General features: G+C 45.1%; 13 protein-coding genes. 8 read left to right on the top strand and 5 right to left on the bottom strand.

Annotated features, from left to right (window positions below; all coding sequences use genetic code 11):
- Positions 1-53: 53 nt before the first annotated feature.
- On the bottom strand, positions 54-737 hold the full coding sequence (locus IQ257_RS27095; protein ID WP_193880575.1) for a peptidase C15: 684 nt from the start codon (positions 735-737) through the stop codon (positions 54-56).
- 58 nt (positions 738-795) lie between these two features.
- On the opposite strand from IQ257_RS27095, the gene hisH reads away from it, so the two are divergent.
- Together hisH and IQ257_RS27085 are read left to right on the top strand one after the other, a co-directional pair.
- Entirely contained in the window at positions 796-1,431 is a 636-nt protein-coding gene (gene hisH, locus IQ257_RS27090; RefSeq protein WP_193880572.1) for an imidazole glycerol phosphate synthase subunit HisH, read from the top strand.
- A gap of 152 nt (positions 1,432-1,583) precedes the next feature.
- Positions 1,584-2,441 (top strand): prohibitin family protein, encoded by an 858-nt coding sequence (locus IQ257_RS27085; RefSeq protein WP_193880569.1) that lies wholly within the window; start codon positions 1,584-1,586, stop codon positions 2,439-2,441.
- Positions 2,442-2,605: 164 nt separating this feature from the next.
- Here the strand turns inward: IQ257_RS27085 and IQ257_RS27080 are convergent, their stop codons facing one another.
- Together IQ257_RS27080 and IQ257_RS27075 are read right to left on the bottom strand one after the other, a co-directional pair.
- Positions 2,606-3,076, bottom strand: a complete 471-nt coding sequence (locus IQ257_RS27080; RefSeq protein WP_228061070.1) for a Fur family transcriptional regulator — start codon at positions 3,074-3,076, stop codon at positions 2,606-2,608.
- A gap of 228 nt (positions 3,077-3,304) precedes the next feature.
- The gene (locus tag IQ257_RS27075; RefSeq protein WP_193880566.1) at positions 3,305-4,465 is read right to left on the bottom strand and encodes a glycosyltransferase family 87 protein; all 1,161 of its coding nucleotides are present in this window, start codon (positions 4,463-4,465) and stop codon (positions 3,305-3,307) included.
- Positions 4,466-4,860: 395 nt separating this feature from the next.
- On the opposite strand from IQ257_RS27075, the gene IQ257_RS27070 reads away from it, so the two are divergent.
- Both IQ257_RS27070 and IQ257_RS27065 read left to right on the top strand, forming a co-directional pair.
- Positions 4,861-5,337 carry a CRR6 family NdhI maturation factor gene (locus IQ257_RS27070; protein WP_193880563.1) on the top strand — a complete coding sequence of 159 codons (477 nt, stop codon included), beginning with the start codon at positions 4,861-4,863 and terminating at the stop codon, positions 5,335-5,337.
- A 32-nt stretch (positions 5,338-5,369) separates the two neighbouring features.
- A complete protein-coding gene (locus IQ257_RS27065) occupies positions 5,370-6,224 on the top strand; it encodes a DUF928 domain-containing protein (protein WP_193880560.1) in 855 nt (284 codons plus the stop codon).
- A gap of 216 nt (positions 6,225-6,440) precedes the next feature.
- Here the strand turns inward: IQ257_RS27065 and IQ257_RS27060 are convergent, their stop codons facing one another.
- A complete protein-coding gene (locus tag IQ257_RS27060) occupies positions 6,441-7,403 on the bottom strand; it encodes a glycosyltransferase family 9 protein (RefSeq protein WP_193880557.1) in 963 nt (320 codons plus the stop codon).
- A 105-nt stretch (positions 7,404-7,508) separates the two neighbouring features.
- On the opposite strand from IQ257_RS27060, the gene ispD reads away from it, so the two are divergent.
- The 3 genes from ispD to nfi all read left to right on the top strand — a co-directional run bounded on the left by ispD (position 7,509) and on the right by nfi (position 9,877).
- Positions 7,509-8,195, top strand: a complete 687-nt coding sequence (gene ispD / locus IQ257_RS27055) for a 2-C-methyl-D-erythritol 4-phosphate cytidylyltransferase (protein WP_193880554.1) — start codon at positions 7,509-7,511, stop codon at positions 8,193-8,195.
- 84 nt (positions 8,196-8,279) lie between these two features.
- Positions 8,280-9,167: a sulfotransferase family protein gene (locus tag IQ257_RS27050; protein WP_193880551.1), complete on the top strand. Its 888-nt coding sequence runs from the start codon at positions 8,280-8,282 to the stop codon at positions 9,165-9,167.
- Between the two features lie 23 nt (positions 9,168-9,190).
- The gene (nfi, locus tag IQ257_RS27045) at positions 9,191-9,877 is read left to right on the top strand and encodes a deoxyribonuclease V (RefSeq protein ID WP_193880578.1); all 687 of its coding nucleotides are present in this window, start codon (positions 9,191-9,193) and stop codon (positions 9,875-9,877) included.
- 103 nt (positions 9,878-9,980) lie between these two features.
- Here the strand turns inward: nfi and IQ257_RS27040 are convergent, their stop codons facing one another.
- Positions 9,981-10,409 carry a hypothetical protein gene (locus tag IQ257_RS27040; protein ID WP_193880548.1) on the bottom strand — a complete coding sequence of 143 codons (429 nt, stop codon included), beginning with the start codon at positions 10,407-10,409 and terminating at the stop codon, positions 9,981-9,983.
- 114 nt (positions 10,410-10,523) lie between these two features.
- On the opposite strand from IQ257_RS27040, the gene IQ257_RS27035 reads away from it, so the two are divergent.
- The gene (locus IQ257_RS27035) at positions 10,524-11,075 is read left to right on the top strand and encodes an FHA domain-containing protein (RefSeq protein WP_193880545.1); all 552 of its coding nucleotides are present in this window, start codon (positions 10,524-10,526) and stop codon (positions 11,073-11,075) included.
- The last annotated feature ends 26 nt before the right edge of the window (positions 11,076-11,101 follow it).

Raw genomic sequence — 11,101 nt, 5'->3', positions numbered from 1 at the left:
CAGGAGCAGGGGGCAGTTCAAAAATCTCTCCCCATCTCCCTACTCCCCACTCCCTACTGTGCCACTTGAACAAAAGAATGTGGGTTGTAGAATTTCTCTAGAGATGCCAATCTGCAAATAATTGCCCGGAAATCTGCAACGATATTCAATGAATTATCAGGAGTCAGCACCGGAACGTGAAGAAAAATACAGGGAATGTGGGGGTGGTGTTCCCGCAGATAGTTTAAAACTTCGTAGTAGAGCCCTTCACAGACAAATTGACCGGCATTGTGGCTGATTTCTGTCTGAATTAAATCAACTAGCAACTCTTCTAAATTTACGGGGGTTTTGAGGTAATTTGAATCTGAGCGCTCGTTGGTGTAAAATAGAGCGGGCAACCCGTATTGGAGGGCATTGAAGCTTACGATTTCCCAAAGAGACAGGCAGTAAATCGCTAAAGAGATGGGAAAGAAGACGTATCGAGACGACGCCCCCGATTCTACGGTTAATTGAGTTCGTTTCTCCGCCATCCCGCAACAGATAACGGCATCAGGTTGCAGTTCTGCAATTTTAGCGATCGCCAAACGACTGGCTTGAGGAACGTCAACGGGTAGCTGTCTCAGGGCGATTAAGGAAACCGAGAGAGCCTCGAAGGAGTCGGTGTCGTCTAAAATTTTCTCGATGAGGTCGTCAGAGGAGTTAGAGACTTGGTGGGGCAACCAGGTTTGAAACGAGGTCAACAGAATTTTGCTGGGCATGGTAGATAAACCGCAACCACTTACAATGGAGTTTGAATTATAAAGGGAGAGCAGGTGAATGCCAGTAATCGCTGTTTTAGACTACGATATGGGAAACCTGCACTCTGCCTGCAAGGGTTTGGAAAAAGCCGGGGCAACACCTCAAGTGACCAATGCACCGGCAGATATTGAGCGGGCGGATGCTGTGGTTCTACCGGGAGTGGGTTCTTTTGATCCAGCCGTGCAGCATTTGCGATCGCGGAAACTAGAGGAACCGATTAAAAAAGCGATCGCTAGTGGCAAACCGTTTTTAGGCATTTGCTTGGGCTTACAAATTCTGTTTGAGGGTTCAGAAGAAGGAACGGAACCAGGATTGGGTATTATACCGGGTCGAGTGCGTCGCTTTCGTTCGGAACCGGATCTCAGAATTCCCCACATGGGTTGGAATCAGATTGAGTTGACTCAACCGGATTGCCCTCTATGGCAGAATCTACCCGACAAAGCGCAAGTTTATTTCGTCCATTCTTACTACGTTGACCCAATTGACCCCACGATTCGGGCGGCAACGGTAACTCACGGTTCTCAAACTGTAACGGCAGCGATCGCTCACGATAACATGATGGCAGTTCAATTCCACCCTGAAAAATCTTCTACCACTGGTTTACAAATTTTGTCGAACTTCGTGGCACTGGTTAAGACGGCAGTGCCAGTGTAGTTCAGGTTCAAAGTGGAAAAAATCTTCGTAGCACAGGCATCTTGCCTATGCCACATCTACAGCGAGGATGATATCGATACATCGGGCAAGTCTGCGCCGAACATTGGTAGGCTGGAAAGAGTCCCCAGTGTGTTTGACAAGGAGAATAAAACTTGAAGTATCAAAATTCGCAGAATTGGACAGCTTTGCTGGGGGGGATTATCGCGGCAGCCGTTATTCTCCTCAGCTTTAGCTCCTTTGTGATTATTAATCCTGGACAGGCAGGAGTGTTGAGCATCTTAGGTAAAGCTAGAGATGGAGCCTTACTGGAGGGCGTTCACTTTAAACCCCCACTGGTTTCAGCAGTAGACGTGTATGATGTGACGGTGCAGAAGTTTGAAGTTCCAGCCCAGAGTTCCACAAGAGATCTTCAAGATTTGTCAGCAAGCTTCGCCATCAACTTCCGCCTCGATCCCACCCAAGTGGTTCAGATTAGAAGGACACAAGGAACCCTACAAAATATCGTATCGAAAATTATTGCACCCCAGACGCAAGAGTCTTTTAAAGTGGCTGCGGCTAGGAGAACCGTTGAAGAGGCGATTACCAAACGGACGGAATTAAAGCAAGACTTTGATACAGCCTTAAGTGAACGCTTAGACAAGTACGGAATTATCGTGCTAGATACTAGCGTGGTTGACCTAAACTTCTCTCCAGAGTTCTCTAGGGCGGTTGAAGAAAAGCAAATCGCTGAACAACGGGCGCAACGAGCGGTTTATGTCGCACGGGAAGCAGAGCAAGAAGCGCAGGCAGACATCAACCGTGCCAAGGGTAGAGCCGAAGCACAACGACTCCTAGCGGAAACCCTGAAAGCACAAGGGGGCCAGCTTGTTCTCCAAAAAGAAGCAATCGAAGCTTGGAAACAGGGGGGAGCTCAGATGCCGAAGGTTCTAGTTATGGGTGGTGAGTCTAACGGTAGTGTTCCCTTCCTGTTTAACTTGGGCAATATCGAACAGGCACCTGCTATTCAGTAATAGGAAATTGGAAGTAGGGAGGCAAGAAACTGCAATTTTCTGACGTTCGTCTGCAGTTTCACCACAATTAATCCTGATGGGGTAGAACCTCAACGAATGGAGAAATGGTAGATGCACCCTGATTGAATCCCTGGCGTTACGCTGGGGATTTTCTCTTTTTAGTTCTATGCCCGATTCTGAATCTCAGCCCCATTTCCCTGGTAGCCGTAGAAGTCAATCCGATACTCAGTAATTCGTACACCAGTTTGCTGCTCAATTTGATTCAGCAATTCTTCTGGTAGTTCTATATAGACATCGATAATTTGATGGGTATCCAAGCAGTTAACGTGGCTGTGAGCATCGCTGACATTGCCGTACAAACGCCCATCAGAACGCTCAAGGCATTCGATAATACCTTGACTCGATAGGGCTTCTAAGTTCTGATAGACAGAGGTATGACCAATTTCCTTGCCTTGCTGATTTAAGCGATCGTAAATTTCTCGAGCTGAGAGGTGTTCCTTGACTTGCCAAAGCAGTTCTAAAATTAAGCGACGTTGGCGAGACAGGCGCATTCCCAATACCTGGCACTGATTGAGAGCATCTTCCAATGATCGAATGGGTTTAGCAACCGTCGTTTGCTTTTGTATAGTTGACATTTTATAGTTATCAGTTAGCTTATCCATATACCCCTGTGTCCCATTGTACAGGCAGACTCAATCTCCCTCTATTCGGGCATCGTGAACCTAAGACTTCAGTTGTGATGAGGATGCCTACAAGGTTTTTCAGGAACAGCTAACCACTACTTAAGCTGCAATATCTGGTAGAAAGTAAGGCAAACTCATTACCAGTTTACCTTAGAATGTTTGAGTATGTCTACTCTTGGCTTAATCTTGTCGTAAGTTTTCCTTAACATTGCACGATGCTGCGGGTGAGGGTGGATTACCGATTTGAATTTTTTCCTGCACAAGAAGGTATGCCAAGGATGCTGTCGCCATAAACAAAATGAAAAACTCTACCCGCTGGGTAACATTGTCATGAAAACTAAATATCCACCATATTAGTCTTGTAAAACAAAATGTTGTTATCGTTAATGTTAGCACTAAGATGTTTAATTGATGAGAATGCCTAAAGGTCATTCTTATCAAACACAACAACAAAAAAATCAACATAATATTATCGTAAGATCTGTGATAAACGAAAATCCTTCCGACTACAGAAGCTGTCGCGAATAGAGTGAGTAGAGAATGATTACGCCAAATGTAGAAAATTATTGTAATTCCTAGTACTCCTCCGAAGCCCAAGAGTAAAGTTGCCATTTTAGGATCGAAGCCTAAATTAGTGATAATATTTATTCCTGAATATCCTTTGTCTGCAAAGTATTTTGAATCCTTTAGGATGCGTATTAGCATCTTAATTGGATTAAACTGAGTAACTAACCCAATGGCTAGGCTGGTTAGAGTAAGATAAAGAGAGCAAGTTAGGATGGCTTTAGTTCGTCTTCGGATTATTAAAACAAAAAAATAAAGACCTGAGATATTGGGCTTCATCATAGCAATTCCCAATAATAAGCCAGCCCAACTATTCTTATACTTTTTAAGCAGCCAAAATGTCCCAATTAGAAGCGCATTAAGAATAATGCCATATTGACCTAGCTCAAGGGTCAATTTGTGTCCAGTTAGGGCTAGGCTTGCGGACAAAGCAAAGAACGCTTTTGACTTACCATAGGGACAGCCGATTCGGTAGGCAAAAAAGGCTAAAATTGCTAATGAAATTAAATTGAGAATTCCATGGTAGAAGCGGGTTAATTGCCAGTTAAGGGGAGGGAGGAAGAAAAATCCTGAAAAAAATGCCCAAGGTGGATAACCTCCTGACTTTATTGCTCCAATTGCTGGAACGATGTCAGGAGAACCTGCTCTAGCAGCATAAGGATAGATTCCTCGATATATATACTGTTGCTCTTGCCACCTAGCTAATAAATCATTGGCACCATTCTCCGCTATCGTTAGGGAATAAAAGCCTTGAGTTAAATAGGTTAAACTCAGCAAAGTTAATACTATCGATAGCAAAGTGATTATTTTTTCTGAATAGAATATTGTCTTGTTGAATTTCATGGGTATCAAACACTGCAACGCAAACCTATTGAGTTGAACCTTTACCTACGAAGGGAAGTATAGCTCATAGAACTTAGGCAGTGAAACGAAAAATCAACATTTTAGGCTATGGGTAACAGGGAACGGGAAACGGGAAACAGAGGATTACAGCTATTTTATGTGTTTGAGTGTGTCAGTCCTGGCTCAAAAAAGACAAGGTGTCCTTGTGGGCAAGCTTTCTCTATTGGGGCAGGCAGTGTCGCTAATTTCTGGTAAGCCAAAGGCTGAAACTGTTTACCCCTCACCCATCCCCCCTTATAATTCATAATTCATAGAATACATACTTCCTAATGACTCTGGCGATCGCTCTAAATTTCGACTGCATTAACACTTTAGACCTATCACCCGTCCAGACGGTGATTGAAAAGCTGCTCTGTGAGGGTTTGGTTACGTCCCACGAACAGCAGTTGCGTTTTGAAATTGACTATCCCCAGGAACCAGATGACCCCCGAGAACTGTCAGAAATACCAGAAATACGGCTATGGTTTATTCGCTTAGATAGCCGCTATCCGTGGTTGCCCTTTCTCTTAGATTGGAAATCTGGAGAATTTGCACGGTATACTGCCATGCTTGTGCCGCACCAGTTTAACCGTACCGAAGGCATTCAGTACAACCCAGAGGCGTTGGAAATCTTTGTGATGCAAAAAGTCTTTATCCTGGCAGACTGGTTGCAACAGTTCGGTTTACCAAGTCAATCGCGCCTCAAGTCAATGGCTCAGATGATGGGTTACGAGTTAGATGATACTTTTTTTGAGCTGATTCATTGATATCTGCTATCAAAACAATGAGAAATACTCTTATGAAACCCTCGTTTGCTAAATTCAATCTATTTTATTCGGCGTTGTCTGCGGGACTCGCCGTCAGTATCAGTTTGCCAGCAGTGGCAACTCTTAAACCAACTTCACTCAACCAAAACTCACCAATACCTCAAGAAATCCTTATAGCACAAAGGCGATCGCGCTTGCGCTTCAAAGTCCGAGGAGTTGGATTTTCCACTCGTCGAACTGGAGCCATATCCCGTGGTGGTTGTACTGGTAACTCAAATTCTCAGCCGATGAAGGTATTGTTACCGGAGTTTGAGGAATCCGATATTTCTATTCAATCCGAATCAACAGTAGAAGCTAACCCAACCTTCTTCGTCCACATTCCCGAAACCTCAGCCCCCCAAGCCGAGTTCTTGCTTGTTGATGAAAACTTAAAACCGATCTATGACGAAACCTTCCAGCTCAAGGGTACTCCTACTGTTGCCATTATTAACGTTCCGGAAAACTCCGAGATACCGTCTTTAAAGGTTAACCAGAAGTATCGATGGTATTTCTCGCTGATTTGCGATCCTGACGATCCTACCTCAGACTCCAGTCCAGGGGCTAAACCTACAGTATGGGGTTCAATTAAACGAGTCGAACCGAGCGATAGCCTTGCCAATCAGTTAGAAACAACGCCACCATCGGCTCGTCCAGAGATATTTGCCGAAGCCGGGATATGGAACGACGCGCTGACAAGTCTGGCTCAGTTGATTGTAGCCAATCCAAATGATACTACCTTGCGAGAGGATTGGAAAAGTCTATTGGAATCCGTGGGGTTAGGAGAAATTGCTGAGGAGTCTTTGTTACCCCTCTCTGAGGTGCCATCGCCAATGGATAACAGTCGCTAAGGACTCTCCAAATAAAAAAATACCCAAGCCTGCCATTGACAGCTCATGTTGCCTGTCCTGTTATTTTTTGGAGTTCCCTAATTGAGAGGAGAGATGGGGGAGACACGGAGACACGAAGATTTTTGAGCTTTACTCTGCTCCTCTGCTCCTCTGCTCCCCAGCGTTCGACTGAGCGCTCACGCCGAAGTCTCCTCTGCTCCCCCTAGCCCCTAATTATTAACCACGCCATACTTGCTTTAATACGTCTTCAGGTTGAATGTCAGCGATCCAGCGGGTGGGGGATTGAATACCGATGTAGCGATCGCTTTGAGGGAGCAGTTTTTTCGCTTCGGTGGAACCGAACAAGGCAATGGTGTAGGTTCCGACAGCGACTGCCAGATGCATGGGTGTACTCTCAGTACAAATCATTAAATTAGCACCCGCGATCAATGCGGCTGTTTTCCCAATATCTGGGGGTGAGACAACCTTTAGATCAGGACACTCTTGCTTTAGAGAAGCGACCAATTCGGCATCTGCAAGTCCTTCTAGTATCACGATTGGCAAATCAGGTTGTTTTCGTTGAATATCTTCCACAATCTGCTGCCATTTGTGAGCCGGGTATACTTTATCAATTTCCTTTAATGGGTTGATTTCGCTGGAACCACCGTGAATGAGAATGTAGCCACTTTCCTCAATATTCAGGCGTTTTTGTTCACTTTCTGCCCAGTCAATATCAGATTTGGGAACTCTAAGGGTCAATTCTGGACAAGGGGAGTTAATGCCAAAACCGTTTATGAGGTCGTGATAACTATGGGCAGTATACTGCTCGGTTTTGAGAGGCACGGAGTTGGTGAAAAACCATTTCCCGGCACTGGCTTCGTAGCCAATGCGGAGCCGAATGCCACTCATCCAGAGTAACAAGCCAACTGTCCAACGGCTTCCTAATGCCAGAGCTGCATCGTATTCGTGATCGCGGATGATTCCCAGCAGGTTGCCAAAATCTGCCAAACCATTGCGGTCTTTGAAATCAAACGTCAGCACTTCGTTGACTGACTTACAGACCCGGTACGCCCCCTTGGTTCGCGGTTCTACAATAACATCAATATCGGCGTTGGGGTAGTGGGTTTGCAGATCGTCGAGGGTGGGAAATAACAGAAGTTGTTCGCCAATTCCACCAGGGACAAGGGCTAGTATTCTCATCTCAATTGATTGAGTTTATATATCAGCTCAATTTTAAGGGACTATATACCTAGTAGCACATTAGAGATTAGGTAACGGCGGTTAAAGACTAAGGACGGAAAGATCGTGCATTTATTAATTCCAGCGGCGGGCATGGGGCGACGGATGGGGAGTAGTCGCAATAAACTACTGCTAACCCTGCTGGGTAAACCCCTACTGGCTTGGACGCTGCTAGCGGCGAATGAGGCGCTTGAAATTACCTGGATTGGCATTATCGGACAAGTGGCTGACCAATCAGACATTGATACCATTCTGGCTGATAATACCCTGACTAAGCCAGTGCAGTTCATCCTAGGAGGGGCAACTCGCCAAGAATCCGTCTACAACGGTTTGCAAAGATTACCCGCAACGGCAGAACGAGTATTGATTCACGATGGGGCTAGGTGTCTGGCAACGCCCCAGCTATTTGATCGCTGTGCTGCCTCATTGCGGAAATATCCGGGTTTGATTGCTGCTGTGCCTGTCAAAGACACAATTAAAGTCGTTGATGAGCAAGATATCGTGCAAGATACACCAGATCGGCGACAGTTGTGGGCAGCACAGACACCCCAAGGATTTGAGGTGCAGCATTTGAAACAATGTCACGAACAAGGGCGCAAGTTAAGTTGGGAAGTCACCGACGACGCGGCTTTATTTGAGCGGTGCCAATTGCCTGTCCGGCTTGTGACAGGGGAAGAGACGAATTTGAAGGTGACGACACCGATGGATTTAGCGATCGCTGAGTTTATCCTGCGTCAGCGTTTGGGAATCTAATGCAATTGGCGATAATGTAGTGCAACTGGCGCTCTCAAAAGAGATTGCAAGCCAAACTTTTCTGATATTTAGAAGGAAACCTCTATGAAACTACCGAATTTCATAATAATTGGCGTTCAAAAAGCTGGCACAACCTCTGTTTACAATTACTTAAACCAACATCCTCAAATTTATATGAGTCCAGTTAAAGAGACTAATTTTTTAGAAAAAGATTGGGAAGAGTTGCCCAATTCTTCAAAATCAAAAATCGATACCTTGGAAAAATACTGTCAACTGTTTGAAGGCGCTCAGGATGAAATTGCCATTGGTGAAGCCTCTCCCAACTACCTGTTTCATTATGAATCTTCTTCCAGACGCATCCAGCGTTACGTTCCAAATGCAAAGCTAATTGCCATTTTGCGAAATCCGGCAGAGAGGGCTTATTCTGACTACCTCATGCATATCCGCGACGCTATTGGAAATGGAAAGCAGACTAGTTTAGCGGAGCAAATTAAATTTAAAGCACATAAATCGTTTTTAATTCGGAAGGGGTTTTACTATACCCCCTTAAAGCATTATTTTGAGGCATTCGGCAAAGACCAAATCAACGTCTACTTGTACGATGATTTGTGCAAAGACTCCGGTGAATTTATGAGGGAGATGTACCGATTTCTTGGGGTAGATGATACATTTACGGCTGATGTCTCTAAGAAAGCTCAAGTTGCTCAAGTTCCTAAGAGCAATTGGCTCAATACGCTTTTACGCAAACAAAATCCACTCCGAGCAGCCGTCGCGTCTGGGTTGAGATATATATTACCCCTGGAAACAAGGCAGAACATTCGCTCTAATTTAATTCAAATAAACTCACAAGACAAGAAAACAGCTCCACTGTCGGCAGAGGAGCGCCAGCAATTGGTCGAACTTTATCGTGAAGATATCTTAAGTTTACAAGATTTACTTCAACGCGATCTATCATCGTGGCTGACAATTTAAACGGTTTCAAACGTAACGTTAAAATGGAGATTCACCAGCGTCACCCTTGGCCCCTAACGGCGGAGGAAGCGATCGCTATTCAAGAAAAACTGCGAGGCGAAATTATTACCTCCGATGAACTCGGAATGGTAAATTGTGTCGCAGGCGTAGATGTCGGCTTTGAGGAGAACGGTGCCATTTCACGAGCCGCCGTTGCCGTATTGAGTTTTCCTGATCTACAACTGATCGAACAGGCAATTGCCAAATGCCCCACTACCTTTCCCTACATTCCGGGTTTTTTATCATTCCGGGAAGTGCCAGTTGTGCTAGCAGCATTGGAAAAGATTAGCACGACACCAGATCTAATCTTATGCGACGGTCAAGGAACTGCTCATCCGCGTCGGTTTGGTCTTGCCTGCCATTTGGGGTTACTGATCAACATTCCTACTATTGGCGCAGCCAAGTCCTTACTAGTAGGCAAGCATGAGGAGTTACCCCTAGAAAAGGGTAGTTGGCAACCTTTGCGGTATCGGGGAGACGTTGTTGGGGCAGTTGTGCGATCGCGGACTGGGGTTAAGCCAATGTATGTATCTCCCGGTCATCGAATTAGCTTAACTACAGCCATTGATTATGTCCTACGCTGCACAACTAAATATCGGTTGCCAGAGACAACCCGTTGGGCTGATAAACTAGCATCAAACCGGATCACTCAAAAAAAGACTGAAGTATGAAGTATGAAGTATGGAGTATGAAGTATGGAGTATGAATTATGGAAAAAAAGACCGCTGACAAGGGTAGGTATAAACTGGGATTGATTCGTTTATCCTTCAGTCTTTAGACTTTAGACTTCTGTGTCAACTCATCCTCAGTTTTGCTCTCAAGATCAGAAGCCAATGCTTCATAGACATTAATTCGGAGCCGCAGGGGTTCTTCATGGGGATTCTCTGCCCAAAATTTTTCGATGGGCTTTTCTTTGTCAACAGAGATTTTAAGGGGGTTTCCTGGCAGACAATCGTAAGTGTGGATACTATCACCGCATCGAACGGCTTTGTTTCCTACCTGTGAAAAAACAATGACTTTCGTAGCTGGTGGATTGAGTTTCACGAACTGTCTTGAACCTCCAGCCAAAACACTCAAGAAATAAGTCTTCAACGGAGATTTTTGCAAGAGTTCTTGACTTTCATCATCAGCGTTACGAATTGCTGGATCATTTTCAGCCCAAACAGGAGTGACTGAACATAAAATAGTGAATAAGACAGTCATGACTAAAATTTTAAGTTTTATCATTACCATTCAAACTAGCAATATTAAAGTCTTCTCAGTAATCAAACTATTAGACATTGAAGTATCTTTGTAAGCGTTCAGGGGCAGAAGACAATGCACGAACTTACGTTAGAGTGGCAAGAAGCCCGATATACGAAAACCGAAATCATTCGCGACGAACAACCCAGTAAAAATCCAGGAACCGTAAGAATCGGGCGCGATCCAGCACGGTGCGATATTGTTCTGAGTGATCCAACCGTATCAGGTTTGCACGTTGAAGTTTTTTTCAATGCTGCCAGTCACGCTTTTGTCTTGCGAAACCTGCGTAAGACAAATCCCCCGATGGTCGATGGGCGGCAAATTCCCCAAGGTGAGGTTACCTTACGTCAGAGTAGCACTATTTGTTTGGGACAAGTTGAACTAAAAGTTGTGGCGGTTTCTATTAAAGCACCTAACAGCACTGTTCCTCCCACGATTCTGATTCCACCAAATGCCTCTGTACCCGTTAATCAACCTGCCCCCAGTGCTTTCTCCTATGGCTTAGAGTGTCCTAGTTGCCATCGCATTTCTCCTTACGAGCGCATGGCATTAGGGTGCCAGTGGTGTGGCACCTCTCTAGCGGCAGCCGCAAGTGTTTTAATGACGCCCAATACTTACCAAGGGTGAGGAGTGGGGGAGTGGGGGAGCTGGGG

Origin of the sequence: Coleofasciculus sp. LEGE 07092 (assembly GCF_015207375.1) — a bacterium.
In the GTDB taxonomy this organism is placed as follows: domain Bacteria; phylum Cyanobacteriota; class Cyanobacteriia; order Cyanobacteriales; family Coleofasciculaceae; genus LEGE-07092.
Note: the sequence above shows the minus strand (reverse complement) of the source record. Positions and strands in the feature narration are given on the sequence as shown.

Bases quoted from the DNA above. Each gene is read 5' to 3' on its own strand.
- IQ257_RS27095 (WP_193880575.1), bottom strand. From the start codon at position 737: ATGCCCAGCAAAATTCTGTTGACCTCGTTTCAAACCTGGTTGCCCCAC.
- hisH (WP_193880572.1), top strand. From the start codon at position 796: ATGCCAGTAATCGCTGTTTTAGACTACGATATGGGAAACCTGCACTCT.
- IQ257_RS27080 (WP_228061070.1), bottom strand. From the start codon at position 3,076: ATGTCAACTATACAAAAGCAAACGACGGTTGCTAAACCCATTCGATCA.
- IQ257_RS27070 (WP_193880563.1), top strand. From the start codon at position 4,861: ATGACTCTGGCGATCGCTCTAAATTTCGACTGCATTAACACTTTAGAC.
- IQ257_RS27065 (WP_193880560.1), top strand. From the start codon at position 5,370: ATGAAACCCTCGTTTGCTAAATTCAATCTATTTTATTCGGCGTTGTCT.
- IQ257_RS27060 (WP_193880557.1), bottom strand. From the start codon at position 7,403: ATGAGAATACTAGCCCTTGTCCCTGGTGGAATTGGCGAACAACTTCTG.
- IQ257_RS27050 (WP_193880551.1), top strand. From the start codon at position 8,280: ATGAAACTACCGAATTTCATAATAATTGGCGTTCAAAAAGCTGGCACA.
- nfi (WP_193880578.1), top strand. From the start codon at position 9,191: ATGGAGATTCACCAGCGTCACCCTTGGCCCCTAACGGCGGAGGAAGCG.
- IQ257_RS27040 (WP_193880548.1), bottom strand. From the start codon at position 10,409: ATGACTGTCTTATTCACTATTTTATGTTCAGTCACTCCTGTTTGGGCT.
- IQ257_RS27035 (WP_193880545.1), top strand. From the start codon at position 10,524: ATGCACGAACTTACGTTAGAGTGGCAAGAAGCCCGATATACGAAAACC.